We start from the raw sequence: 26,668 nt of genomic DNA on the forward strand, positions 1-26,668 counted from the left end.
AGCTTGCTTGTGAATTTGAAAACTATCAACTTTTTCGCGATTTTAAAAATTTATGACAGTTTTTCGTTGATATACGTCACTTTCAGCGGGTTAAGTTTCTATATCAAAATTATTTTCGTCTTGCAAGTAAAAAGATTGTGAAAAATTATGTATTTAAACCTAAGGATTTTCCTTGTTATAAAAGCATTCTGCAAACCGATTGAATAAATTTCACAATATTCTACCGCTTTTTCGTACCTATTGCGGCAGCGATTCGCCGTGTTATACTGAAGAGAAAAACAGATAGGATGGGATCTTGATGAAGAAAAAAATCGTATTGCCACTACCGCCCTTATTGTCGGCATTAGAGCCACAGGATTTTTATTTAGAAGAAGAACTGCTTTTCGAAGGTGCTTTCTTCGAAGGCGGTGACTATAGCTATGATGCTTGCAAAAATCTCATCTTGAAGCAATGTCATTTCAAGAAAGTGACGATGCAAAAAACACGCTTGAGTCAATGGGAATGCCAAAACATTCTTTTTGAGAATTGCGATTTTTCTAATCTGGAATGTTTTGGCGCCAGCTTTCATCGGGTTCACTTTAAACAATGCAAATTGACTGGCACCAATTTTGCGGAAAGCTATTTCCGTGACTGCACCTTTGAAGATTGCGTGGCGAACTTTGCTTCTTTTAGCAACACCAATTTACGGACGATGCTGTTTCGTCAGTGCCAACTAAACGACAGTGAGTTTTATGAAATGGATTGGAAACACTTGACGCTACAAGAAAACCAGTTGAACAATAGCAACTGGTTTCACACAAAATTAGCAACTTTAGATTTTCGGACCAATCAATTTCAAAAGATCGCGTTGTCCTTTGAACAATTGCGGGGGCTAACGGTCGATCAAGAACAAGCCTTGGTCATCGCCGCCGGTCTAGGTTTGGTGATCGATTAACGAATTCTGCGCCATAAAGCAATCAACATCCAGATGGATAACACTAAACTGATCAATAAGGCAATCCCCCAACCGAAAATACTATTGGTAAAAGGCAGTGGAACATTCATGCCAAAGAAACTGGTGACGATGGAAGGCACAGTCAATAAGAGGGACCAAACGGTCAAAAACTTCATGGTATCATTCAAGTTATTGTTTAACAGATTATTGTAGGTTCCAGATAGTTGCTCTAAAATTTGAAAAGCCAGCAACGTCATTTCCACTGCCTGTTTGGCTTCGATCAGGGCATCATCCAGCTGTTCCCGCTCGTCATCATCCATCAAGCGATAAATGGATAACGCTTTGATCTGCTCCAAGAGGACCGCATTTTGTTTCGTAGCAGACACTAAAAAGACTAAACCGACTTCCAAATCGGACATTTGCAGCAGGTTTTTATTGGTGGTTTTTTCCCGTAGTCGCTGATTCAAGCGAATCCGTTCACTATTGACTTCTTCGACTAGCGGAAAAAACGTGCCTGAAATCAAGAATAAGCTTTGAAACAAAAAGTGCAGCGGTGTTTGCTGCGGCTTTTGCAGGATCAAGCGCTCCATCATCGGAATCACATAACGGGTATCATGGGAGGCAAAAGTAAAGATCTGCTTCTTTTTTAAAATAAACGTCATTGGGCTGGTCTCAAAATGATTGTCTCGCTTTTCTTGCTGAGGTACGTTGAAAACCAGCAGCAATGCTTCTTCTTCGGCATCGTATTCGACTCGTGCGCGTTCGTTTTTATCTAGAGAATACGTAAGCATCTCATCCGACAGATGATATTGTTTTTGTAGTGCCATCACGCTTTTTGCGTCTTGCTGGTCGACTTGAATCCATTCATAGTTTCCATCATAAAAGACATGTTTGTTTTCCACAGTCCATCCTCCACTCTTGCTTTCTTCTATTATAAAAGAAAACAGCCAGAAGCCCAATCAAAGGACTTTTCTGGCTGTATCGGCTATTGCTATTTACGGGCGTCTTTCAAAGCATCTTCCACCATTGTTAAAACGGCCTGTGCCGCTTGCGGGTCTTCGACAAAATTGAATTGATCGCCATCGATCTGGATCTTTGGACTCTCATTGTATTCTTCGTACCATTGATCGTAGCGTTTGTTCAACTCTTTGTAGTAGTCGTATAACGAAGGATCAAAGGTCAACTGCTCATATTCCCGCCCACGTTTTTCAATACGCTCTAGCATCGTTTCAAAAGAAACGCGAATATGCACCAAAAGATCTGGATGCTTTTTGTGGGCTGCATACGGCAGCTCTTCCAACATATTGGCTAACAATTCATCATAGACTTTGACTTCGGTATCGGTTGCTCGCCCAAGGTCCGCATTTAAATGGAACAACAGTGAATCCTCATAAATGGAACGGTCCAAGACGTTATTGTCGTCTTTCATAGCTTGCTTGATACTTTCAAATCGTTTATTTAAGAAATAGATTTGCAGTAAAAACGCATATTTATTTGGATCTGCATAAAATAATGGTAACACTTCATTGTCATCGATCGATTCATAAAAGGCTTGACTGCCAAAATGATTGGCGATCAATGCGGTCAAACTTGATTTACCGGCACCAATCGTTCCTGCTAATACGATCACGCTCATATCCCCCAACTCACTCATCACTAAATATTGTATGTTGCATTTGCGATACCAACTATACAATACTATATCTTGTGCCGTCAACTGAAACTTTTGAAGCACAGATCAAGAAGTTTTTCAATAAAAGTTTAAAGATTTTTGCTTTTTTTTGAAATCTCATACGGAATGCTTAACGAAAGAGCCTTCTTCTAGTAAAATAGGAAAGGATCTTTAATTAAATTGTGTTTTTGTCAGGAGATAGTTACAATTGACTGACAAACGATAAATGAATCATGTGGGGTAAGCTCCCTAGAGAAATGAGGAAAATAATGTCAATTGGTACTGGCATAGCTACAGGAAAAATCATCTTAATGGGTGAACATTCAGTTGTTTACGGTGAACCAGCAATTGCTTTCCCTTTTGCGGGAGCAAAAGTACAAGTCGAGATCACAGCAAATGAAACAAACACCTTGATTTCAAGTTACTATCACGGTCTGCTTGAAGAAGTCCCCAGCCACTTAAAAAATGTCAAAGACTTGCTGCATCGTCTGCAACAAGATTTCCACACGGGTCCTTTTGCAACCTCCATCGTCAGCACCATCCCTTCTGAACGGGGAATGGGTTCTAGCGCGGCGGTCGCTGTTGCATTGACTCGCGCTTTTTTTGATTGGATCAAAAAAGATTTTACAAAAGAAGAATTGATGACCTATGTCAACTTTTCTGAAAAAATCGCTCACGGTAATCCTAGCGGGATCGATGCTGCAGCAGCTAGTGGGACGGATGCCATTTACTTTATCAAAGGGCATCCCATCACTTCGTTTCCCCTCACGATCGACGGTTATTTGCTCGTCGCTGATACTGGTATCAAAGGGCAAACGAGAGAAGCTGTCAAAAGTGTCGCCCATCTTTTTGAAACCAGCAAGCAGCTGGCTAGTCAAGCGATCCAGCGTTTAGGGATCGAAACCAAAAGAGCCAAAGAGGCAATTATAGCCAATCAATTAGAAATATTAGGCGAAAGCATGAACAATGCCCATCAGGCACTGCAGCAGTTAGGGGTCAGCAATCAGCAACTGGATCAGTTGGTTTCCTCAGCATTGGCACACGGGGCTTATGGGGCGAAGCTGACCGGCGGGGGCCGAGGCGGCTGTATGATCGCACTAACCAAAACGAAGGAACAGGCTGAGAATATCAGCCGTATTTTATTGTCCGATGGCGCTCGTGCGGCATGGATACAAGGATTAGGAGTTTATGAACATGTATAAGGGAAAGGCTCGTGCCTACACGAATATCGCATTGATCAAGTATTGGGGAAAACAAGACGAAACCTTCATTTTACCGATGAACAATAGTTTGTCCCTGACCCTCGATGCTTTTTACACAGAAACAACGGTGGCTTTTTCACCCGATTTTACACAGGATCGCTTTACATTGGATGGCGTGGTGCAAACAGACGCTGCCACAAAAAAAGTTGCGGACTTTTTGGATCTGGTACGAAAAAAAGCGGACTGCCCGTGGTATGCCACGGTGGAAAGTCAAAACTTCGTCCCAACCGCTGCTGGACTTGCCTCTTCTGCCAGCGGATTAGCGGCATTGGCGGGTGCCTGTAGTGAAGCACTGGACTTAAACTTGTCGGAGCAAGAGTTATCCCGTTTGGCCCGTCGCGGTTCTGGTTCGGCTTGTCGGAGTATCTACGGTGGCTTTGCTGAATGGCATCAAGGCACCGATGAGACTTCTTTTGCCACCCAAGTGCCGTCGAATGGCTGGGAAGAAGAATTAAGTATGATCTTTATTTTGATCAACGCACAAGCCAAAGAAGTCTCCAGTCGTGAGGGGATGCGCCGAACCGTTGAAACCTCGAGCTTTTATCCAGGCTGGCTTTCTGCCACTGCCACCGATCTCGTGAAAATGAAACAAGCGATTGCCGAAAAAGACTTTACTGCTTTAGGTGAAACGACCGAGGCCAACGCCTTGAAAATGCATGGAACGACCTTAGCCGCCGAACCACCTTTTACTTATTGGTCTTCTGAATCTTTGCGAGCTATGGAATGTGTCCGAATGCTGCGAAAAAAAGGATTGGCTTGCTATTTCACGATGGATGCTGGTCCCAATGTCAAAGTTTTATGCCAAAAACAAGAAGAACAAACGATTTTACGTGAATTAAGTGCTCACTTTGCCTCAGATCAATTAGTAACTGCTCATGCGGGCAAAGGATTAGCCTTTTTACCGGTGGAAGAATCTTCCCCCATCAACTAAGAAGCCATTAAGAAGCCATCGATTAGGAGTGTCGAAATGATTGAACTATCCGTTCCTGGAAAACTATTTATTGCTGGTGAATACGCCGTTGTCGAACCAGGTCATCCTGCAATCATCGTTGCCGTTGACCAATTTATCACGGTCACTGTTGAAGAGGCCCGTAAAAACGGCAGCATCCAGTCTGCCCAATACAGCGACCTGCCGATTCGCTGGACGCGTCGCAAAGGCGAATTAGTCTTAGACCACCGGGATAACCCGTTCCACTATATTTTGGCAGCCATTCGTCTGACGGAAAAATATGCCCAAGAAAAAGGCATCCCCCTTTCCTTTTACGATTTAAAAGTGACCAGTGAACTGGATAACTCGAATGGTCGCAAATACGGCCTCGGTTCCAGCGGTGCCGTGACTGTTGCCACGGTCAAAGCATTGAATCTGTACTATCAAATGGAAATGAATCGGTTGACCCAATTCAAAATTGCGGCTCTTGCCCATCTCGCTGTTCAAGGCAATGGGTCGTGCGGTGATATTGCGGCCTCTTGCTATGGCGGCTGGATCGCTTTTTCAACCTTCGATCACGACTGGGTCTTAGCCAAACAAAAAGACCATACCTTAACAGAATTGATCGCTTTCGATTGGCCAGGATTATCGATCCGTCCCTTGACGGTTCCGAAATCTCTTCGACTGCTGATTGGCTGGACAGGCTCTCCTGCCTCTACTTCTGATTTAGTGGATCAAGTCTATCAATCCAAAGAAGAAAAAGAAAACGCCTATGCGGCCTTTTTAGCAGCCAGCAAAGACTGCGTCAATCGATTGATCGACGGCTTCTTAAATGAAGACAGTCGCACGATCAAAAAAATGATCACGGAAAATCGAAAGCTCCTGCGGGAGTTGTCCGCACTGACTGGTGTGCCGATTGAAACTCCAGCACTTAAAAAGCTTTGTGATCTAGCAGAAAATTATTGTGGTGCAGCCAAATCTTCCGGTGCCGGCGGCGGCGATTGCGGCATCGTGATCGTTGACCAGAAAACCGGTATTTTACCATTGATGAGTGCGTGGGAAAAAGCCGAGATCACCCCCTTGCCGCTGCATGTTTACCATTACCGGGAGGACCTATCATGAATCGAAAAGATGAACATGTTTCCTTAGCAAAAGCGTTCCATAAAGAACACAGCAACGATTTTGATGCAGTTCGCTTGGTTCACCAGTCGTTTCCACAAATTGACGTGGCTGATGTGTCAATTGCGACGACTGTCTTTGACCGCTCATTTTCCAGCCCTTTTTTCATCAATGCCATGACCGGCGGCAGTGAAAAAACCTTAAAAATCAATCAAGAGTTAGCAGAGATCGCACAAGCCTGTGAGTTGATGATGGCAACCGGCTCCGTTTCGGCTGCCTTAAAAGACCCAGGTGTCGCCGATTCTTTCCGTATCGTCCGCAAAGCCAATCCTGACGGCTTCTTATTAGCCAATATTGGCGCGGGCAGTCCCATTGAAAATGCACAACGGGCAGTGGAGCTCTTTGGTGCCGATGCCTTGCAGATCCATCTGAATGCACCGCAAGAATTAGTGATGCCAGAAGGCGATCGTCAATTCAGCCAATGGCTGTCCTTATTGGAAAAAACGATGGCTTCTGTTGCCGTTCCGGTTGTCGTAAAAGAGGTCGGCTTTGGGATGTCCCGTGAAACGATCCAGCAGTTACTGGCGATTGGCGTACAAACGATTGATGTTGCGGGCAGCGGCGGCACAAGTTTTACGCAAATCGAAAATGCTCGTCGAAAAAAACGTGAATTGGCGTATTTAGACACCTTTGGTCAATCCACCGTGATTTCCTTGCTGGAAGCAAATGAGCTCCAACAGCCCTTTACCCGCATCGCTTCAGGCGGAGTTCGGGATGCTTACGATATCTTCAAAGCACTTTGCCTTGGTGCCGATAGCGTAGGACTATCCGCCACGATCCTCGTGCTGCTTTTGTCAAAAGGCAAAGAAGAAACCATCGCCACCTTACAATCATGGAAGGAACAGCTGCAGCTGCTCTACACAATGGCAGGACAGACAAGCACCAAAGACCTTACCAAGGTTCAGCTGATTTTTTCTGGTGCTGTCAAAGAGTGGTGTGAAGCACGTCAGATTCCCTTAGCAAAGTATAGTTTGCGTTAAGCGATCCAATCGCTGACTACCACATCAAATAAGTAAAAGCAGTATAATTCGTTTTTTATTGTACTGCTTTTTTTTGTGTTCTTTTTTCTATAATAGTAATTTTCCATTTATCATTTGGATATTAATGTTATTTAATCGCTACTTGATAATCACTTTCATTATCAGGTACGTTGTTTTTTTACCATCTTGTTTTCGAATATGCTATGCTCAAGTTGAGGGAGGAACAATCGATTATTTCTTGAGAAAAGGATCGGTTTTTCATTCCTAGACTACATTCAAAAGGAGGCGTTTCTTATGAGTAAATCAGAATCGTCGGCTGTTTTTTCAACGATCGCTTGTTTGCTATTGATGGCAACTGGCTTTCTTATGGCATCTTTTTCCATTCCTTATAGCTTTGTCCCTTATCTGTTAGCGATTCTTGCTGGTGGTTGGAAACAAACCTGGGAAGGCACGCAAGAATTGGTGCACGACAAACGGTTGAACGTCGATCTATTGATGGCATTAGCCGCCATTGGTGCCTGTATCATTGGTCATTGGTTTGAAGGGGCGATGCTGACCTTTATCTTTTGTTTGAGCGGTGCCCTTGAGGAATATACGACCAACAAAAGTACGCGAGAAATTAGTTCATTAATGGCACTGCAACCAACGACTGCCTTAAAAATGATTGAAAGTGGCGAGCTCGTCGAAGTACCAGTGGAAGCCCTTCAGTTAAAAGATACGATTATGGTGGCAAAAGGCAGTGCGATCCCGATCGACGGTATCGTGATCCAAGGAAACAGCAGCGTTGATGAGGCGGCCATCAGTGGCGAATCCATTCCTGTCGAGAAACGTTTAGGCAGTGAAGTCTTTGGCGGAACCATCAACCTCGGGCAGCCATTGTACATTGAAGTTACTCAAACGAGTGAAAACACCCGCTTTGCAAAAATCATTCAATTGGTGGAAGAAGCACAGCAAATGCCAAGTCAAACGGCGACCCTGATTGAAAAAATCGAACGGATCTATGTGCCGATCGTCTTGATCGCCGTCCCGCTAATGATCGTTTTGTGTACGTTTTTCACGAATTGGGGGTTCCAAGAAAGCTTTTATCGCGGCATGGTCTTACTGGTGGTGGCATCTCCTTGTGCCTTAGTCGCCTCTGCTACTCCTGCGACCTTAGCAGCCATTTCTCACGCTGCTCGTTTGGGCGTTTTATGCAAAGGCGGACAAGCCTTGGATGCCTTTGCCAATGTCAAAGCGATCGCTTTTGACAAAACCGGAACGCTGACTCGTGGCAAACCTGCTGTCACTGATGTCCAACTGTTGCTGGATGAACCCTTTATTCCCCAACTGATCGTCGGGATGGAAAAACAATCAAATCACCCATTGGCTGAAGCGATCTTGGCGTATTTTCACGATGAAAAGCCATTGGAATTAGCCGTGGAAGAACAAGCGGGGGTCGGTCTAGCCGCCGCTTACCAAGCTGCCCATTGGACGATTGGAAAAGAAGTCGATTTAACCTCTGTTGCTGCCAATGAGCAAACCCGCATCCACGAATTGAAAGCAGCTGGAAAAACCTTGATTTATATCAATCGTGACCGTGTATTAGCAGGATATTTAGCACTATTGGATCAGCCCCGTCCTGAAGCTCGTGAAAGTCTTGCCTACTTCAATGAGCAGGGGATTCACACGACGATGCTGACGGGTGATCATTTAGGTACTGCTAAAGTGATCGCAGCAGAAATCGGCTTGTCTGACTATGAAAGTGATTGCCTGCCTGACGAGAAAACCACTCGGATCAAAGAAATGAAAGAAACCTACAAAATCAATGCGATGGTCGGTGATGGGATCAATGATGCCCCCGCCTTAGCGACCGCAAGTGTGGGGATCGCGATGGGCGAAGGAACCGACGTCGCAATGGATGTGGCGGACATCGTCTTGATGAAAAATGATTTGCTGCGCTTGGTCGACAGTCACCGTTTGGCTAAAAAATTACAGCGGATCATCAAACAAAACATCGTCTTTTCTATCAGTGTCATCTTGTTGCTGATTGCTTCAAACTTCCTTGAATTTCTCACGCTGCCTCTAGGGGTCGTGGGTCATGAAGGAAGCACGATCTTAGTTATCTTAAACGGGTTGCGTATGCTTTTGCCATTACACAAAGAAACACCCCATCAAGCCAAACCAACTCGCAAAGATTGTGATGATTGCGTCTTGTATCAACAGTCTTTGCATACGTGATCACTACTTGCATTAGAAAAACGCCCGTTGTTGGCACTTCACTAGAAGTCCATCAACGGGCGTTTTGCTGTTTTTTCCTATTTATGCGTGATTGGCAAGTTGTTCCGTGTAGAGTTTGCCATCGTACATTTTAAAGAATGGATAATAGCAGAGAATGGAAACCCCTAAGTTGATCAAAGCGATCAGGATGGCTCGGAAATCACCACCGGTTCCTAAAAACGCCCCAATTCCGACTGGCGAGATCCAGGGAATGCCAGTAATGACTTTATCGACAAAGCCAAATGAGCTAGCAAAGTAAGCAATCGTGACGTTGATCAAAGGGGTTATGATAAAGGGGATGATCAAATACGGATTGTAGACGATCGGTGCCCCGAAGATCACTGGTTCATTGATATTAAAAAGCCCTGGTAAGATCGCTGCTTTTCCTAAGACTTTGAGCTGTTGTGATTTTGCCACAAACAGCATCAATAAAACCAAACCAAGCGTACTGCCTGCGCCGCCCATAAAAATATACATGTTCACGAAATCCCCAGCAAAAATATTATTGGCACCATCGATATTTTCCGTTAGAGCCACCAAAAGGATGGGATTGATGAAACTATTTTTAATAACAGCCGTCCCATGAACCCCCACTGCCCATAAGAGATGGATAAGGAGCATAATCACGATGATTCCTAACCAAGAACCCGTCAACTCTTTCACGAATTCAAATGGTTTGGACAGCAATCCGTGAAGATCCGTGTGGAAAACCGCCAGTACCCCGTTGATCGCCACCATCAAAAAGGCGATCAAAATCGCTGGGATCAATGACGCAAATGCTTTGCTGACTCCATCAGGAACTCCTTCAGGCATCTGGATGGTAATCTTTCTTCTTACACAAAAACGATAGACCGACGTAGCAAGCACTGCGGTGATGATCCCAATAAAGATGCCTACCCCGCTAAAGCGTGTGATCCAACCGCCTATGGCGATCCCATTGTAAACAATGGCAGTTTCGCTTTCTGACTGCAGCAATTGAGCTGCCCCATCGGTAATGTCGACTTGAATGATCGTCATTAAAAAGGCAAACAAACTTAATAACGCCCCTACAAAACTGCTCATAGTCAAATGATCTTCTTTATGATAAATCTCAGTTAAATAATACCCTGTTGCTAAACAATAAAAAACAGCAATCGAGCCGACAGACATCGTGGTCACGACACTATAGAGCGGTGAAAATCGTAAAATCGTTTGTTCGAAAAAGCCAGCCAGTGGTGGAATGATCTGCGGTAAATTATTGATGATCAAAAAGATCGATCCGACGATCGTAAAAGGGACCGTAATGATCCCTGCTTGCATGATTGCGCGAATAAAGCGTAAATTCGCCAACTTATTCAAAGGCGGCATCAAACGCGTTTCTAAAAAGGTAAAAACACTTGTCATCGTTACTCCTCCAACGAAGGGATCGCCCCTACTTCAATCAGCTTTTGATACCAATAAAAGCTGTCTTTTCTCACTCGTTTTTGTTCTTTTTCCTGTGCATCATTGCGATCCACGTAAATGAAGCCATACCGTTTTCGAATCCCCTCATGTACACTGATCAAATCAATGGCAGACCACGGACTGTATCCGATCAGATCCACCCCAGCATTGATCGCGGCTAAGCATTGGCTGATATGCTGCGACAAATAATCGATACGGTACGGATCATGAACCGTGCCATCTGCTTCTAGATGATCTTCTGCCCCTAAGCCGTTTTCGGTAATGATGATCGGCAAGTGGTAACGATCATAAAGAGTCTGCAACGTCGTTTTCAGCCCCAAGGGATCGATGGTCCAATTGAAGGCATTTTTCTTCAAGAACGTATTGGTGAACCCTTTGTAAAAACCACGCTCCATAATGTCTTCACTTTGCTGATCGCTGATACCGTTTTTCATATCCCCAGCTTCCGTTGGCTGCTCCACTGTCACTGTGGTGTAGAAGTTCATCGCGACAAAGTCAGGCAGAGCCCGTTTCATCAACGCCTCATCCTCAGGCCCAAAGTCAATCGTGAGCCCATTTTGGTTCAAATAATCTTGAAAGACCGTGTTGTAACGACCGAAGCAGGCAAAATCAAGGTAAGCCCAGTTCCGGACACTGTTGAAGTACAACGCTGCTTGGTTGTCTTCTGGTCGACTAGTCGCCGCATAGACCAACGAAATATTCGGCACCGGTCCGATTTTGCCATTTGGAACGATTTCATGACACGCTTCGAAGGCATATTTTTCAGCGATCATCAGGTGATGAAATTGCTGGTATTTTTCTGATAATGGAATCTTTTTCCCTAATATTTTTTGATCCACCAGCAGCATGATATTTGGTTCATTGATCGTCAGCCAGTGCGTCACTCGATCCCCATAGGCGGTAAACAGCGTTTTGGCATATGCGGCAAATGCCTCAACGGTGCTGCGTTTTGTCCAGCCGCCTTCGTCTTCCAATGCTTGCGGCAAGTCAAAATGGTTCAACGTCACAAAGGGCTGAATCCCGTGTTTCAGCAATTCATCAATGACATCGCTGTAATGATCCAATCCTTTTTGATTGACGGTACCGCGCCCTTCTGGAAAAATTCGCGACCAAGCGATCGAAAAGCGGAAAATTTTGATCCCCATTTCTGCTAACAAGGCGATATCCTCTTTGTACTGGTGGTAATGGTCGACAGCCACTGTAAAATCTGCGATCTCATGGTTGTCTCTTGGACGAGTATCTTGGACACTCAGCCCCTTACCGTCGGTTTGATACGCCCCTTCGGTTTGGTGCGCGGAAATCGATGCTCCCCACAAAAAATCGGTTGGAAATGTTTGTTTCATATCGTACTCCTTATCCTAAATAAGATGCGTTTGACATCTTAGAATTATTGCTTGCATGGCAAAGACAATATTCTGAATTATCTCTTATTTTTCGCGGTAACGCAAAAAATAACTCCTGTCAAGTAAGACCCTCTTGAAGAGCTGCTACTTAGACACAAAAAAAGCAAAGTCCAGTTTCCTAGACTTTGCTTATGATTTAGAAGTAGCAGCTTATTTTTTCTCTGCTTTGTCTTCGTTCAATAGTGCTTTTCTTGAAAGGTTCACACGACCTTGTTTGTCGATTTCTGTAACCTTCACTAAGATTTCGTCGCCTTCTTTGACAACGTCTTCCACTTTGTTGACCCGTTCGTTCGCAAGTTGTGAAATATGAACTAAGCCGTCTTTGCCTTTGATCAAGTTGACAAACGCACCGAATTTTTCAATACGGACAACTTTCCCAAGGTACACTTCGCCAACTTTTACTTCTTTCGTCAATTCTTCAATGATCTTGATGGCTTTTTGGATCATTTCTGCATCAGCAGAAGCAATCGAAACTTTTCCGTCTTGATCGATATCGATTTTCACGCCAGTTTCATCAATGATGCCATTGATGGTGTCGCCGCCTTTACCGATTACATCTTTGATCTTCGCAGGATCGATTTGGATCATTTCGATCTTCGGTGCGTATTGGCTTAACTCTTCACGAGGAGCAGCCAATGTTGATGTCAATTCATTTAAGATTTCCATCCGCGCTTTTTTCGCTTGATCTAATGCTTCTGTCAAGATTTGTTCAGTGATTCCTTGGATCTTGATATCCATTTGTAACGCAGTGATCCCATCTTTGGTTCCAGCAACTTTAAAGTCCATATCGCCAAGGTGATCTTCTAAGCCTTGGATATCCGTTAAGATCGTGTAGTTTTCACCATCAGATACAAGTCCCATTGCGATACCTGCAACTGGTGCTTTGATTGGCACCCCTGCATCCATCAACGCTAAGGTTCCTGCACAAATACTTGCTTGAGAAGAAGAACCATTTGATTCTAATACTTCTGCAACTAGACGGATTGTGTAAGGGAAGTCTGTTTCATCAGGAATCACTTGTGCTAAAGCACGTTCGCCTAATGCACCATGACCGATTTCACGACGTCCTGGTGAGCCAGCACGACCAGTCGAACCAACAGAAAATTGAGGGAAGTTGTAATGGTGGATGAATCGTTTTGATTCTTCAACCCCTAATCCATCAATGATTTGGTGTTCACCTAAAGGTGCTAACGTACAAGCAGACAATGCTTGAGTTTGTCCCCGAGTAAATAGACCAGAACCATGAACACGTGGCAATAAGCCAACTTCTGATGCCAATGGACGGATTTCGTCTAATTGACGGCCATCCGGACGAATCTTGTCGATGGTGATCAATTCGCGAACCACATCTTTTTCAAGATCTTCTGCGATTTGTTTCACTTCTTTCAAGAATTGTGCTTCCTCTTCATGTCCAGCAAATTTTTCTGCATATACTTCTTTCACTGTGTCTTTGACTTTATCGATCTCGTCTTCACGAGCCAATTTTTCTTCCGTCATAACAGCAGTTTTCATTGTTTGGTAGTAGCCGTCGAAAATTTCTTTTTTCAAGTCAGCATCTACTTGTAACAATTTGACTTCCATTTTTGGTTTGCCCACAGCTGCGACAACTTCTTCTTGGAAGGCAACCAATTCTTTGATAGCATCAAAACCGAATAATAACGCACCTAACATGTCTTCTTCAGAAACTTCTTTCGCTCCTGATTCAACCATGTTGATGGCTTTTTTCGTTCCAGCTACTGTCAATTCGATATCGGTTTGTTCTGCTTGTTCTACTGTTGGATTCAAGACGTATTCGCCATTGACCCGACCGACATCGACACCAGCGATCGGTCCGTCAAACGGGATATCTGAAATAGATAACGCTAAAGAAGAACCTAACATTGCCGCCATTGCTGGCGTACAATCTTGTTCAACACTCATTACGATGTTTGTAACTTGTACTTCGTTACGGAAGCCTTCCGCAAACATTGGACGGATCGGACGGTCGATCAAACGGGCAGTCAAGGTTGCTTCCGTACTTGGACGTCCTTCACGTTTGATAAAGCCACCAGGTACTTTCCCTACGGCATACATTTTTTCTTCGTAATTGATCGTTAATGGGAAAAAGTCGGTATCTTTTGCTTCCTTAGATGCAACCGCTGCACTTAGGACAACCGTATCGCCATAACGAACCAATACAGCTCCGTTTGCTTGCTTGGCTAATTGGCCAACTTCTACTTCTAATGGGCGGCCGCCCCAAGTTGTTTTGAATACTTGTTTTTCTGTCATGTTTTGCTCCTTTTCATCGGATCCCAGCAAGTCACTACTAAACAAATGAAAAAATCGGAATGTCGTTCCGCTGCTTTCATTTGGTTAGTAGGATGCTGCTTACAAGGACCCAAAATTCTTTTTGGCTGCGCTTTTTGATTCACCAGTCAAAAGGCCGCTATTTCGGTGTTTCACTTTTTAGATGGCTCGAGCTTACCTGTCAGACAGCATCAGCTGTTTTAGCCGACAATGCAGTCGCAGTGATTCCGCTGCTTGGTTACTACCCTCGCTGCTCTCGCCTAGTAGGTTTCATCATCTGCTCTGTGCGGCTTGCGCCGCCCAGTCGCAGTGATTCCACTGCTTGGTCACTACGCTCGTTGCTCTCGCCTAGTACTATTCATCATCTGCTCTGTGCGGCTTGCGCCGCCCAGTCGCAGTGATTCCGCTGCTTGGTCACTACGCTCGCTGCTCTCGCCTAGTACTATTCATCATCTGCTCTGTGCGGCTTGCGCCGCCCAGTCGCAGTGATTCATAGCAAAAAAGTGAGATTCGGGTTGAACCTCACTTTTCTTTGTTTGATTAACGACGTAATCCTAAAGCTTGGATTAATTCGCGGTAACGTTGTACGTCTTTTTGACGTAGGTAAGCTAATAAGTTACGACGATGTCCAACTTTTTTCATCAACCCACGGTATGAATGGTGGTCTTTTTTGTGCATACGTGCATGTTCGTTCAAATGGTTGATTTCTTCTGTTAAAACAGCGATTTGAACTTCTGGAGAACCAGTATCTCCTTCATGACGTGCAAATTTGTTGATGATTTCGTTTTTGCGTTCTTTTGAAATTGCCATGTTTTTCACCTCTTTTTCTTTTTCCCCTGCGACTGAGTAAAACGTTGGTGATTCGTTAAACCAAGTAACAGGTACTGTGCTTTTCACACGTAATTACTTTACTTGATTCTAAGTAAAAAAGCAAGTTTATCTACCTATTCTTTTCGTTTCTTTTGAAAGCTCCTCCAAAACTTATGTTATACTTAGGATACTACTCTATCTAAAGGAAGTGTAAGGATGAGCGTTCTTTCCCGAATCGAGAGCATGAAAAATGAATTATCGCTTTCTGAGAAGAAACTCTTCGCATTCATGGAGGCCAATCCTGAAAAAGTGCCGTCGATGACTGCGAGTCAATTAGCAGAAGCCACTGGGATCAGTGCACCAACCGTTGTACGTTTTGCGAAAAAAACCGGCTTTGCTAGTTTGACAGATTTAAAAATACAATTATCTGCCGAATCCGGCTTGCGCCACAATGCCAATGAGCATTTAGGCTATGCCGATGTTGAATTAAACGAGCCCTTTCATGCCATCACCTCAAAATTGAGCCACAATGCCCAGGTGACCATGAATGAGACGGCCCAATTATTAGAAGAACAGCTGATGTTGGCTGCCGCTGAACTGATCGCGACTCGTGAACGCATTTTTGTCTGCGGAATCGGTGCTTCCTCATTGATCGCACAAGATATCCAACAAAAATGGACTCGTTTAGGCAAGATCGTCGTGTTTGAAAATGACTACAATCTCTTGTTGCCGCAACTTGTCAAAAACGAGAAAAAAAGTCTGGTCTGGGTCATTTCCAACAGTGGACACACGCCTGAGATGGTTCACTTAGCCGAAATCGCTAAAAATCTTGGCGTTCCGATCCTGTCGCTCACCCGCTTTGGTAGCAATCCGTTGACGAAGTTGGCGGATGTTCCCCTGCAAGTGTCCCGTTCCAAAGAAGCCAACCAGCGGAGTGCCGCTACCAATTCAATCATCGCCCACCTATTAGCGGTCGATGTCCTTTTCTATGTCTTTTTAAGTAAAAATGAAAAGCTGGCACGCAATATCTACGCGTCACGCCAAGCCATCGCTGATTTTCGTGAGAAGTATTTGTAAAATGTTCATACCCAAAAGAAATCCGCAGGAATATGTTCCTGCGGTATTTTTGCTTCTAATCGGACACTTTGATCAATCAATGGCATTTCTAGCAGCTACTTCTGCCAACCAAAAACTGGACGCTTTAGGATAACGCTCGAAGTTATTCTTCAAATCTACTCGATAAAAACCATAGCGGTTTTTATAAGCGTTCAACCAGCTCCAGCAATCCATAAAGGTCCACATATGGTAGCCGAAACAAGGTGACCCATCTTCGATCGCGCGATGCAGCTGACACAAATGGTCTTCAACAAAGGTAATCCGATACGTATCATTGACTTGCCCCGTGGCATCCATGAACCGTTCTTCCTCTGACACCCCCATGCCATTTTCGGAAATAAACCATGGCATGTTTTGATAGTCATTCTTCAGACGCATCGCAATATCGTAGATCCCTTCTGGATAGATTTCCCAGCCACGATGAGGATTGATTTTTTTCTCTGGCCAATCGTACCCACGAAACAACTGACGCGGCTCAAAGAGATTGGATGCTCCATTCTGCGGAAGGGGCGCTTGGATCCGCAACGGTTGATAATAATTGCAACCGATAAAATCTACGGTATTTTCACGAAAAATTTCCGCATCTGCTGCCTCATATTCAGGGGTCAATTGATGCTCCTTGAACAAGCTCGTTAGTTTTTCAGGAAATTGTCCATAAACGACACAGTCCAAAAAACTGCGAATATACAAGAGGTCCGCCCATTCAGCGGCTTCTCGATCAGCCGCTTCTTGGCTTTTTGGATAAACAGGTGACAAATTCAAGATGATACAGATTTCTCCATCAGGAAGTGCGAGTTTACGAAACTCAGCAACCGCCTTCGCATGAGCTAGCAAAGTATGATAACCCACTTGGATCGCCCGCTTGAAATCACGCACTTGCGGCCAATGAGCATCTCCGTAATACCCACATTCAATATGCACCAATGGTTCATTAAAGGTCGCCCATTTTTTCACTAAATCGCCGAATTGTTCAAAAGCAGTTTTTGCATAAAATGCAAAATGGTCAACGGATTCCCTGGCTTCCCAGCCTCCTTTCTCCATCAGCCACCAAGGCATGTCAAAATGAAACAAATTAATGATCGGTTCGATGCCTTGATCCAGCATTTCCTGAAAATATGCCCGATAAAACTTTACTGCCGTCTGATTCAATGTTTTTCCGTCTGGTAATAAGCGGGTCCATGCAATCGATGTCCGATAGGAATTTAAGTTCATGGCCTTCATGTTTGCCACGTCTTCACGGTATTGATAGTAGGTATTTGAAGTGTCGCTTGGTCCGACACCATCGTAAAAGCGTGACGGCTCTAACTCAAACCATTTGTCCCATGTAGAGGGACTTTTGCCGTCAACAGCCGCAGCCCCCTCGGTTTGCGGTGCTGACGCGGCCGCTCCCCATAAAAAGTTTTTTGGAAAGTGAATCATTCTTTTGCTCCTTTCTGAGTTACCTGCCACGTACGGTCAGGGTTGGATCGTTGAAATAAAAATCGATACTGCTGACCTGCTGTTTCGACTTCCAGACAAAACGATGCAGTATCTTTCAAAGAAATTGCCAGCTGCTGCAATGATGCTTCATCGATCACGAGTTGAAAAGCTACTTGCCCTTGATTAGGCACCCATACTTTTTGAAAGCCACACAGGACTTTTTTTCTCGGCACATATGCTTTCGTGTACTCTTTTAGATAACATTGAATGACTTCTTTGCCAGAAACTGCAGAATGATTTTCGAGTGTGCCGCTAACGATAATGCCTTCACCTGCATATTCAGCCGAAACCGCGCTGCAAGTAAAAGAGGCATAACTAAGACCATAACCAAAAGAATATACTGGTGTGCCGTTTTGATCGAGGTAGTCTTTTTGAAACGCTGTGTTGCGATAATTATAACAGACTGGCAGCTGTCCAACCGTATCAGGAATAGAAACTGCTAATTTCCCACTAGGAACCGTTTCGCCAAAAAGAATCCGAGCAATCGCTTCCCCTCCATATTGGCCGGGATAGCCAGCGTAAAGCAGTCCATCGAATACTTCTTTCAAAGGGGCTAAGCAATGCGGTCGACCAGAAATCACGATCCCAATCAGCGGCTTTTTCCTCTTCTTCAACGCAAACAGTAAATCCAACTGGCATTGCGGCAAATCGAGGGTAGCTAAGTCGATGTTTTCTCCGCTGGTCATTTCCTGAGATCCCCTTAAGGCGGCGCCGTTCTTGTCAAAATCCGTTGTGAAATCACGGGCACTGGAGCCACCAATCGTCACTAAGATGACATCAGCGTCTTCTGCGATCTGACAAGCCCGCCGTCGTTGCGCCGTTGTTCCATTGGCGATTTCGCAGCCTTTTTCGTAGGCGAAATCCACTTGATGCGTATTTAATTTGGTCAACCCTTCCCAAAGAGTCATACACATTGCTTCCTCCTTAAATGGGGTATAATCCCCCAGCTGATGATACAGCTGTTTAACGTGAGGACCAATGACAGCAATTTTTTGTCGCGTTTTCTTCAAAGGCAAAATGCCATTGTTTTCTAGTAAGACGACGGATTCTTCTGCTAATTTTAAGGAAGCTTGTCGGGCCTTTTCTTGGTCTGGCAATGAAACGTGGGGCGTTGCTTCTTTAAACAAGCCAAGTTTTTCTTTCAAAAGAAGCACACGCCGGACCGCCTCGTCGATAACCGTTTCCGCAATCAATCCGTCAAGGACAGCTTCTTCCAATACAGGGAAAACTTCGTCCCATAAACTAACATCTACACCGCTGGTCAAGGATTTGGCGGCTGCTTGCGAGCGACTTCCCAGCCAGTCAGCAATCCGATCCAACCCACACCCATCAGCCATAACGATTCCCGCAAAGCCACTTTCTTCTCTTAAAACCTCTTGCAGCAAATACGTATTGGCATGGCAAGGAACGCCATCTAGATCATTGTATGCAGCCATACACCCCAAAGCCCCAGCAGCAATCCCCGCTTTCATTGGTGGCAGATGAATTTCACGGAATTCCCGATCACCGATCGCCACTGGTCCTGCATTGTGCCCCCCCATTCCTGCACCTTGGGCAGCAAAATGTTTCAACACCGCTAAAACGTTCTGTTTTTCTATCGTTGTTTTTGATCCTTGCAATCCTCTGACGGCCGCTTTGGTAAAGCTGCTGGTTAAAAATGGATCTTCACTGAAACATTCTTCAGTTCGTCCCCAACGCGGATCTCTAGCAATGTCCAATGCGGAAACTAAGCCGACATGGGCCCCTTTTGCTCGAATCTCTTGAGCAGTGATAGTTTGGGCCGCTTGATACAGGTCGGGATTCCAACTAGAACCGACACTAAAATTGACCGGAAATGTCGTGGCTTCCAAACCTTGGTGCCCGTGGGGACACTCTTCACTGAGAAAGGCTGGAATCCCCAACCGAGTGTGCTCCTGCAAATAAGTTTGAATCATAAGGGATAGCTCATAGGACTCCGCGGTCGTCAGGCCAGTTTGCTGATTTCTCCCTGACCAAGGATCAGCCCGAAACACGCCGTAGATCCAGCCAAGACTGCCAAAACGAGCTACTTCTTTTTTAAAGGTTTCAGTCAACATAATTTTTCCGTTAGTTTTTTCATAGACTTCCCAACCATACAGACGCTGATTCAGCTGGCCGATTTTTTCTTTCAACGTCATTTGCCGTAAAAGTGTCTCAATCATATGCTTCTCCATTTCTATTTAGTCTTCTAAATAAAGCATGATGGTCTGGATTTCAAATGGCTGGAAATGGATTGTGATGCTTTGGGCATCCAGCGGCTCGATCGGCAGTTCAGCGACGGTTTCTTCCAAAAGATTCGTTAAAACCGCTTTTTTGATTCTTTTTTGGCAACGCAATTGACAGGCGGTTGTTTGATTGTGATATTCATACAACCGCACGATCAGTGCCTCTTCATCTTCGGCTTTTTTCACCGTATCCAGCAAGACATTCTTTTGATCGACTGCTAGAAAAGCTTCTGCTGATAGTTGCGGCACACCTGGAACGGTTAGAACGGGAACATTCAATGCCAAAGCTTCTTCCATCGTTTGCGCGTCTTGCCAAGTCCCTTCGTGGGCGTACAAGGAGTAGGTAAACTCATGAAAGCCTTGATCCGCTTCTGGATACGGATCGATCGGCGATTTGATCAAAGAAAGCCCGATCTTTTGATAATCCGTATTGAACCCATATTTCGAATCTGTCAAAATACTAACCCCATAATTTCCTTCTGAGAGATCAACCCATTTTTGACCACAGCTCTCAAAACGCGCTTGGTCCCATGTCGTATTTTGATGCACAGGTCGTTTTACCTGCCCAAACTGAATATCAAATGTCGCTTCCAATGTGTTGACATCAATCGGCAGCAATGCCTTCAGCAGCAATTGATGTTGCTGCCAATCAACCGCTGTTTCAAAATCGATTCTTCCGGTGCCATGATAAAAATGTAGCCATTGGGTAATAAAAGAATCTTCAAACTGACGTTTGATTTTCAAGGTATCACGAATCTCACCTTGCTCAACGACCTCAGCTGAGAGAACTTGCTTCACAGGATAAGGCTTCTTCTGGTAATAAATATCAATATCCCACGCATCATAATCCATCGGCAGATCTTCATAAGCCACTAACTGATTCAACCGCTCGCCTTTTGGTACGATCTCTCGTTGATGCCGTTTGTCAATTAAAGAGATGATGTCAAAGTGTTCGTCAAAAATCACTTTAAAATCCGCCGTTTCAAACGATTCCTCCAGCCGCATTGCCACTTGCTTTGATTGAGGCACAGCTGAGACAGGGGTCAATGTTTTGCAGCTCAAGCCAGCCATGGCAGGAATTTTGACTAATAGCCGGTCATCATGGGTCCGCTGAGTCGAGTAAGCTTCTTTGACCCCTGTCTGATCGTCTAAATAGACCAGACCCGTCCGCTCTTGCCCTAGCGGATTAAAGACATGGCAAGTAGTAGCTTTGGGTGCTTGTGTTTCTGGAAGCAAAGCGTGGATCAGTTCGCAGCCTTTATCAAAGAGCTGCCGATACTCTTGATCCGTCTGATCATAGACTTCTTTGATCGAGCTTCCCGGCAGAATATCGTGGAATTGATTGAACAGCAGCTGTTTCCAAAGTTGTTCTAATTCAGCTTGTGGATAGCGATTCATCCCACAGATACTATAAAGTTTTTCGATCGTCTGTAAGAAGAATTCTCCTTGACGATTGGCCTTTTTGTTTTTTCCGATGGAAGTCAGGGTCCCACGATGGTATTCAAAGTACAATTCGCCGTACCAGACCGGTCCTGGTTTTTCAGCAAAAGAATTTGCCAGTCGATCAAAAAAGCCCCCCACATGATTGCCAGTGATCGTCGGCATATCTGGCAATGTCTTTTGCAGCCGTTTTTGAACTTCCAACATCTCTTTCGTCGGGCCTCCGCCACCGTCACCATACCCATAGGCAATCAAAATTTCGTCGTGCTGATCTTTTTGCTGATAACGTTCAAAACTCCCCTTGATCGTATAAGGATCTAGCAATCCATTATACGTCGTATAATAATCTCTTGGACTGTATCCTTCACTGATGGTTGTAATAAAATGCGTCAAAACGCGGCTTCCATCAATTCCTTGCCAATAGAAGGAATCATAAGGAATTTGATTAAACTGGTTCCATGACAGCTTCGTCGTCATAAAGTATGGCGTATTTGTTTTGCGTAAAATTTGCGGCAAGGCGGCTGAATAACCGAAGACATCCGGTAGCCATAAGATGCGGCTATCGACTTGAAATTCCTCTTTCATAAACCGTTTGCCATAAAGGATCTGACGAACCAGTGATTCTCCTGAAGTCAAATTGCAATCGGCTTCCACCCACATCGCCCCGTCAACTTCCCATCTTCCTTCTCGAACTTTTTCTTTGATTGCAGCGTAAAGTTCAGGATAATGGGTTTTCATGGAGAGATACAGTTGTGGTTGGCTTTGAAAAAACGTGTAATCTGGATACTCCTCCATCAATTTCAAGACCGTCTGGAAACTGCGCTCGCCTTTTTCAATTGCTTGCTGCGCCGTCCAAAGCCACGCCAGATCGATGTGGGTATGGCCGACAGCCGTCACCTTTTGTTTTGGTGTATGCGCTGGTAAGTAACACGATGAAAGCAGCTGCTTTGCTTTTGTGAGACTTTCATAGAATGCCGTTGAGTAGGGGGTACGAAAATCCAAGACATTGGCGACTTGACCAAGGACTTGTTGATAAAATGCTTCGTCACCGCCAAACGCACGAATGGCACGCCAACTATCAAACAGCGTATAAAAATCATACCAGACATCATTAACTGCAGGATCCAACGCCAATAAATTGACCTGCAGCGGGAATGGTTTGTCAGATCGGCCGGAGAACAAATCGATCTTCAGTTTGACTTCTTTTTGTAGAAATTGTTTTGTCAATGTAATTTCTCGATGATTGACATCGATGGCTTGGACATAGGTATCGTCCAAATAGATTTTTATTTGGGGATTGGTGGTGTTGTCCCACTCTGAAAGGCTTGAGTACACTTGCAGGACACAAAGATTTTCCACCCAGTCAGCGGGAACTTGAAGGCTACCTTGCAATTGGTAATAGGAATTTTTTTCTCCAAAATAGGTCCCTTGCTCATACGGTACCCAAGTCTCTCGTTTTAAAAAAAGTGGGGCTACCGGTTGCTGATGGCGTACGCGGTATTGTTTTAATTTGTATAAAATTTTTCGAATGCGTTCAAACTCATAAGGCTGCATAACTCTCATTTTTCTTTGGACTCCTCTAGAAGATTTTTGAAAAAAACGGGTTGAGATTGATCATCTCGGCCCGTTTTCCACTTATCACTTTATTTAGTTTGCTTTCCAACGGTCATAAGCCGCTTGGTAGACTTCGACGTATTCGTCAATGCCCATTGCTTCGATCGTTTTCACATAGTCGTCCCAATTATCTAACGGTTCGACACCTGTGATAAACTTGGCTTCCATTTGTTCTACATAAGTTGTCAAATCAGTGGCAGTTGCTGCTACCTTATCGTTTTCTTCAATCGTTAAATACAGTAGCGGAAATGGTACTTCAGCGATGTCTTCCATCTTCTCAGCTGTTTCTTTGGCAACCCAATCGTTGAAACGAGTATCCGGTTCTTCATTCGCCGTTTTACGGATATGGTATTCGCCGGTTGTATCGATAACAAGGTTTGGCGTTGTCAATCCGTATGCTGGTGTGATCTTGCCACGTTCGTCTTCGGTATTGTTGGTATCGATGCCGTCTGCATAGACACGAACTTTTTCACCGTCCGCATTTTCTTGGTACTCCCATAAAAACCCTTCTGGTCCTTGTTCGATATATTTTGAGCCTTCTTCTGAATAGAAGTAATCCACCCAGCGCATAGAAGCTTCTGGAGAAGGATTGACATTGGTCAAAGCAAAGGTCCCTCGTGAAATTCTTGGACTACCGGGAATCTTAGCTTCTGGAGCCCATTCAGAAGTCACTGGTTGGAACATTGGATCATTCATAGCCTCTTCCTCACTGCGACCAGTAGTAAAGAAGCTGAAATAGTCGGCAAAAAGCCCAAGTTGATTGTTTTCACCCTTCGCTTTTTTCTGTTCATCTGACTGTCCATAAACTTCTTTATCCAGCAAGCCTTCATCGTACAATGTATTCATATATTCCAAGAATGCTTTGTAGTTTTCTGAAGTCGGTGTGTAGGAGACCACATCATCATCCACTTGGATGCCGCGGGTCCGTAAGCCAAAGGCAGCCATCAACCAAACTCTTGTCGAGTTCATATCAACATCCGTCAATGGGATCTCGTCTGCTTGACCATTGCCGTTAGGGTCTTCGTTTTTAAAACGTGTCAGAAGCTCTTGCAATTCGTCTGTGGTTTTTGGCAGTTCAGATACACCTAAATTATCGAGCCACGTGCCGTTGTACCACATCGGACCTTGCCACCAAATCGATGTCGCATTCCGTGAGATCATCGGCAGAGAGTAGATGTGCCCATCCGGCGTTGTGATCGACTTCAAGATTGAGGGATCTTCTTGCGTCAGTGCATACAGGTTTGGCATGATTTCCGGCGTGATATACTCCTCTAAGGGAAGCAAGATCCCTTGTGAACCGTAATCGATCTCCATCGAAGCAGTCAATGCTTGCGAACCAGCACCGTAAACGATATCCGGTAAATCTCCAGAAGCAAAGGCTAAGTTCAGTTTCGTACTAAAGTCAGCGGATGGCGGTGTCGTATAGGTCAGTTTGATGCCAGTTTTTTCCTGATAATCCTGTAATGTCGGCATGTCTTCCCATTCCGCCAACCCTACACCAGGTGCCATGATATTCAGTGTCAGTTCTTCCCCTTCTTTGATGATCGGAAACTGACTGTCATGATTGATGGCCACTTCTTTCTTTTCCCCAGTACCTTCATCTGAAGAATTACCGCACGCACCTAAGACGAGCATACTGCACAAAGCAACACCTGCTATTCCTAAAAGTTTCTTTTTTACTCTCATTTTCTTCCTCCTTTAAGTTTTTTATCCTTTAATTGAACCAACCATCATGCCCTTGACAAAATACTTTTGTAAGAACGGATAGACGATAATTACCGGTAATGAAGAAACGATCATGACACCGTACTTGATGACTTGAGCAAGTTGTTGTTTGCTATATAGCATATTCGCCATTTCTGAAGTCACATTATTGACGGTATTTGATGACATATCTTGAAGAATCAATATTTCTCTTAAAATCATTTGTAACGGATACATTGATCGATCAGAAAGATAGATCAATGCGCTAAAAAAGCTGTTCCAATGTCCGACGCCATAGAACAAAGCCATTACCGCAATGATCGGCGTTGATAGTGGTAAAACGATCTGCATGAATAGCCGAAAATCAGAACAACCATCCACAATTGCTGCTTCTTCCATCTCCCGTGGAATCGTGGATTGAAAAAATGTTCGCGTGACAACAACATTGTAAACCGAGACGGCTCCTGGAATCACTAGTGCCCAGACAGTATTCAGCATGCCTAAGCTGCGAATCAACAAGTAGCTGGGAATCAAGCCACCGGACAAGAACATGGTGACCAGCATAAAATTAGTGAAGGCGCGTCGCCCATAAAAATCCTCTCGTGATAAGGCGTAGGCGCAAGGTAAGGTCACTAAGAGATTGATCGATGTCCCTAAAACCGTATAATAAATCGTGTTCAAATAGCCACGCCAGATACTGCTATTGCCTAGTAGTGTTCGATAGCCTTCAAAGGTGATCCCTTTTGGCAAAAGCCACATTTCACCAGAGTTTACCAGATGCGGATTTGAGATTGAAGCACTGATGATATAAATCAGTGGATACAAAACGATCAGCAAAGAAATTGCTAAAAACACATAAACAAAGATCAAAAAGATTTTATCAGCACGGGTATCTTTTATTAAAGACGTTGTTTTCACTTTTGGTCCTCCCTTCTACAATAAACTAGAGTTGCTTAAACGTTTGGCGATATGATTGACTACGATCAACAAGACTGAATTGATCAATGAGTTAAATAAGCCGACTGCCGCAGCAAAACTGTACTGCGCATCTAACAGCCCTTGCTGGTAAACAAAGGTCGCAATCACATTCGAGGATTGCATATTCAAAGGATTCTGCATCAAGATGATTTTTTCAAACCCAACTGACATCAAGCTGCCGAAGCTCATGATCAATAAGATCACCATCGTGGGCATGATCGTTGGAATATTGATATACCAAACGCGTTGCAGACGAGAAGCGCCATCGATCGTTGCCGCTTCGTGCAGTTGCGTATCAACTCCAGATAGGGCTGCCAGATAAATCACAGACCCCCATCCCGTTCCTTGCCAAACGCCCGACAGTACATAAATCGTTTTAAACCAGCGGGGATTGGTCATAAAGCTGATCCGCTCGAAACCCAAAAATTCTAATAGGTGATTGATGATCCCTGTTGAGGGAGATAAAAAAGCAATGACCATACCAACCATGACCACCACAGCAATAAAGTTTGGAGCATACGTGACTGTTTGGGTAATTTTTTTAAACGGGCCGTCTTTGATCTCATTCAAAGCCAATGCCAGGATGATCGGCAGCGGAAAACCGACAACCAATGAATAGATACTGATTCCTAAAGTATTTTTGATGAGTTCCCAAAAATAATAGGAATCGAAGAAACGTTGAAAATGTTTAAACCCAACCCAAGGACTGCCCATAATCCCTAATGAAGGCATATAATCCTTGAATGCAATAATGATTCCATACATCGGTCCATACGAGAAAATCAAAATAATCAAAAACGCTGGCAACACAAACAAGTACAATTGCCGATTTTTCTTGATCTTCATTTTTATATCTTGTTTCTTTGTTTTAGGTACTGAAACGGTTTGTCTGATTGGCGCTGTTTCCATTCTTCCTCCTCCTTGCTTGGTGTTAGCCTTAT

19 protein-coding genes are annotated in these 26,668 nt (G+C 44.3%); 7 read left to right on the forward strand and 12 right to left on the reverse strand.

The genetic code is table 11. From position 1 onward, the window contains the following. The first annotated feature begins 298 nt into the window (after positions 1–298). Positions 299–934 carry a pentapeptide repeat-containing protein gene (locus IGI77_RS15035; RefSeq protein WP_438770294.1) on the forward strand — a complete coding sequence of 212 codons (636 nt, stop codon included), beginning with the start codon at positions 299–301 and terminating at the stop codon, positions 932–934. Here the strand turns inward: IGI77_RS15035 and IGI77_RS15040 are convergent. Together IGI77_RS15040 and IGI77_RS15045 are read right to left on the reverse strand one after the other, a co-directional pair. After that, the gene (locus IGI77_RS15040; RefSeq protein ID WP_060791518.1) at positions 931–1,836 is read right to left on the reverse strand and encodes a magnesium transporter CorA family protein; all 906 of its coding nucleotides are present in this window, start codon (positions 1,834–1,836) and stop codon (positions 931–933) included. The genes IGI77_RS15035 and IGI77_RS15040 overlap by 4 nt on opposite strands. Positions 1,837–1,925: 89 nt before the next feature. Continuing rightward, the gene (locus IGI77_RS15045; RefSeq protein ID WP_010749130.1) at positions 1,926–2,570 is read right to left on the reverse strand and encodes a deoxynucleoside kinase; all 645 of its coding nucleotides are present in this window, start codon (positions 2,568–2,570) and stop codon (positions 1,926–1,928) included. A gap of 305 nt (positions 2,571–2,875) precedes the next feature. On the opposite strand from IGI77_RS15045, the gene mvk reads away from it, so the two are divergent. The 5 genes from mvk to IGI77_RS15070 all read left to right on the forward strand — a co-directional run bounded on the left by mvk (position 2,876) and on the right by IGI77_RS15070 (position 9,172). Beyond that, positions 2,876–3,808, forward strand: coding sequence for a mevalonate kinase (gene mvk, locus IGI77_RS15050; protein WP_015510390.1), 933 nt, complete (start codon positions 2,876–2,878; stop codon positions 3,806–3,808). Continuing rightward, positions 3,801–4,799: a diphosphomevalonate decarboxylase gene (gene mvaD / locus IGI77_RS15055; RefSeq protein WP_438770295.1), complete on the forward strand. Its 999-nt coding sequence runs from the start codon at positions 3,801–3,803 to the stop codon at positions 4,797–4,799. The genes mvk and mvaD overlap by 8 nt, the downstream gene beginning before the upstream one ends. 36 nt (positions 4,800–4,835) lie before the next feature. Continuing rightward, positions 4,836–5,918 (forward strand): phosphomevalonate kinase, encoded by a 1,083-nt coding sequence (locus IGI77_RS15060; RefSeq protein ID WP_438770296.1) that lies wholly within the window; start codon positions 4,836–4,838, stop codon positions 5,916–5,918. Further along, a complete protein-coding gene (gene fni / locus IGI77_RS15065; protein WP_332282459.1) occupies positions 5,915–6,955 on the forward strand; it encodes a type 2 isopentenyl-diphosphate Delta-isomerase in 1,041 nt (346 codons plus the stop codon). The genes IGI77_RS15060 and fni overlap by 4 nt, the downstream gene beginning before the upstream one ends. 294 nt (positions 6,956–7,249) lie before the next feature. Then, positions 7,250–9,172 carry a heavy metal translocating P-type ATPase gene (locus tag IGI77_RS15070; protein ID WP_438770297.1) on the forward strand — a complete coding sequence of 641 codons (1,923 nt, stop codon included), beginning with the start codon at positions 7,250–7,252 and terminating at the stop codon, positions 9,170–9,172. A gap of 81 nt (positions 9,173–9,253) precedes the next feature. Here IGI77_RS15070 and celB read toward each other — a convergent pair whose 3' ends face one another. The 4 genes from celB to rpsO all read right to left on the reverse strand — a co-directional run bounded on the left by celB (position 9,254) and on the right by rpsO (position 15,153). Continuing rightward, positions 9,254–10,594, reverse strand: coding sequence for a PTS cellobiose transporter subunit IIC (gene celB / locus IGI77_RS15075; RefSeq protein ID WP_005228080.1), 1,341 nt, complete (start codon positions 10,592–10,594; stop codon positions 9,254–9,256). Between the two features lie 2 nt (positions 10,595–10,596). Continuing rightward, the gene (locus tag IGI77_RS15080; protein ID WP_438770298.1) at positions 10,597–11,997 is read right to left on the reverse strand and encodes a glycoside hydrolase family 1 protein; all 1,401 of its coding nucleotides are present in this window, start codon (positions 11,995–11,997) and stop codon (positions 10,597–10,599) included. Positions 11,998–12,207: 210 nt separating this feature from the next. Beyond that, positions 12,208–14,325 carry a polyribonucleotide nucleotidyltransferase gene (pnp, locus tag IGI77_RS15085; protein WP_005231801.1) on the reverse strand — a complete coding sequence of 706 codons (2,118 nt, stop codon included), beginning with the start codon at positions 14,323–14,325 and terminating at the stop codon, positions 12,208–12,210. A 558-nt stretch (positions 14,326–14,883) separates the two neighbouring features. Beyond that, positions 14,884–15,153: a 30S ribosomal protein S15 gene (gene rpsO / locus IGI77_RS15090; protein WP_005228072.1), complete on the reverse strand. Its 270-nt coding sequence runs from the start codon at positions 15,151–15,153 to the stop codon at positions 14,884–14,886. 216 nt (positions 15,154–15,369) lie between these two features. On the opposite strand from rpsO, the gene IGI77_RS15095 reads away from it, so the two are divergent. Next, a complete protein-coding gene (locus IGI77_RS15095) occupies positions 15,370–16,230 on the forward strand; it encodes a MurR/RpiR family transcriptional regulator (RefSeq protein WP_005228070.1) in 861 nt (286 codons plus the stop codon). A 72-nt stretch (positions 16,231–16,302) separates the two neighbouring features. Here the strand turns inward: IGI77_RS15095 and IGI77_RS15100 are convergent, their stop codons facing one another. From IGI77_RS15100 to IGI77_RS15125, 6 genes are all read right to left on the reverse strand, one after another. Further along, on the reverse strand, positions 16,303–17,688 hold the full coding sequence (locus IGI77_RS15100) for a glycoside hydrolase family 1 protein (RefSeq protein ID WP_275853977.1): 1,386 nt from the start codon (positions 17,686–17,688) through the stop codon (positions 16,303–16,305). Beyond that, on the reverse strand, positions 17,685–19,928 hold the full coding sequence (locus tag IGI77_RS15105) for a glycoside hydrolase family 3 N-terminal domain-containing protein (protein WP_275853976.1): 2,244 nt from the start codon (positions 19,926–19,928) through the stop codon (positions 17,685–17,687). The genes IGI77_RS15100 and IGI77_RS15105 overlap by 4 nt, the downstream gene beginning before the upstream one ends. An 18-nt stretch (positions 19,929–19,946) precedes the next feature. Beyond that, positions 19,947–22,994, reverse strand: a complete 3,048-nt coding sequence (locus tag IGI77_RS15110) for an alpha-mannosidase (protein ID WP_275853975.1) — start codon at positions 22,992–22,994, stop codon at positions 19,947–19,949. Between the two features lie 84 nt (positions 22,995–23,078). Further along, complete coding sequence (locus tag IGI77_RS15115; protein WP_015510400.1) at positions 23,079–24,731, reverse strand: extracellular solute-binding protein; 1,653 nt, start codon at positions 24,729–24,731, stop codon at positions 23,079–23,081. Between the two features lie 21 nt (positions 24,732–24,752). Next, complete coding sequence (locus IGI77_RS15120; protein WP_015510401.1) at positions 24,753–25,667, reverse strand: carbohydrate ABC transporter permease; 915 nt, start codon at positions 25,665–25,667, stop codon at positions 24,753–24,755. 15 nt (positions 25,668–25,682) lie between these two features. After that, complete coding sequence (locus IGI77_RS15125; RefSeq protein WP_005228058.1) at positions 25,683–26,636, reverse strand: ABC transporter permease; 954 nt, start codon at positions 26,634–26,636, stop codon at positions 25,683–25,685. Positions 26,637–26,668 lie beyond the last annotated feature (32 nt).

This window comes from Enterococcus sp. DIV0213h, assembly GCF_051711285.1.
In the GTDB taxonomy this organism is placed as follows: Bacteria; Bacillota; Bacilli; order Lactobacillales; family Enterococcaceae; genus Enterococcus_D; species Enterococcus_D casseliflavus.

Bases quoted from the DNA above. Each gene is read 5' to 3' on its own strand.
- IGI77_RS15060 (WP_438770296.1), top strand. From the start codon at position 4,836: ATGATTGAACTATCCGTTCCTGGAAAACTATTTATTGCTGGTGAATAC.
- celB (WP_005228080.1), bottom strand. From the start codon at position 10,594: ATGACAAGTGTTTTTACCTTTTTAGAAACGCGTTTGATGCCGCCTTTG.
- IGI77_RS15110 (WP_275853975.1), bottom strand. From the start codon at position 22,994: ATGAGAGTTATGCAGCCTTATGAGTTTGAACGCATTCGAAAAATTTTA.
- rpsO (WP_005228072.1), bottom strand. From the start codon at position 15,153: ATGGCAATTTCAAAAGAACGCAAAAACGAAATCATCAACAAATTTGCA.
- IGI77_RS15125 (WP_005228058.1), bottom strand. From the start codon at position 26,636: ATGGAAACAGCGCCAATCAGACAAACCGTTTCAGTACCTAAAACAAAG.
- IGI77_RS15070 (WP_438770297.1), top strand. From the start codon at position 7,250: ATGAGTAAATCAGAATCGTCGGCTGTTTTTTCAACGATCGCTTGTTTG.
- IGI77_RS15095 (WP_005228070.1), top strand. From the start codon at position 15,370: ATGAGCGTTCTTTCCCGAATCGAGAGCATGAAAAATGAATTATCGCTT.
- mvaD (WP_438770295.1), top strand. From the start codon at position 3,801: ATGTATAAGGGAAAGGCTCGTGCCTACACGAATATCGCATTGATCAAG.
- IGI77_RS15080 (WP_438770298.1), bottom strand. From the start codon at position 11,997: ATGAAACAAACATTTCCAACCGATTTTTTGTGGGGAGCATCGATTTCC.
- mvk (WP_015510390.1), top strand. From the start codon at position 2,876: ATGTCAATTGGTACTGGCATAGCTACAGGAAAAATCATCTTAATGGGT.
- IGI77_RS15035 (WP_438770294.1), top strand. From the start codon at position 299: ATGAAGAAAAAAATCGTATTGCCACTACCGCCCTTATTGTCGGCATTA.
- IGI77_RS15105 (WP_275853976.1), bottom strand. From the start codon at position 19,928: ATGATTGAGACACTTTTACGGCAAATGACGTTGAAAGAAAAAATCGGC.
- pnp (WP_005231801.1), bottom strand. From the start codon at position 14,325: ATGACAGAAAAACAAGTATTCAAAACAACTTGGGGCGGCCGCCCATTA.
- IGI77_RS15045 (WP_010749130.1), bottom strand. From the start codon at position 2,570: ATGAGCGTGATCGTATTAGCAGGAACGATTGGTGCCGGTAAATCAAGT.
- fni (WP_332282459.1), top strand. From the start codon at position 5,915: ATGAATCGAAAAGATGAACATGTTTCCTTAGCAAAAGCGTTCCATAAA.
- IGI77_RS15100 (WP_275853977.1), bottom strand. From the start codon at position 17,688: ATGATTCACTTTCCAAAAAACTTTTTATGGGGAGCGGCCGCGTCAGCA.
- IGI77_RS15115 (WP_015510400.1), bottom strand. From the start codon at position 24,731: ATGAGAGTAAAAAAGAAACTTTTAGGAATAGCAGGTGTTGCTTTGTGC.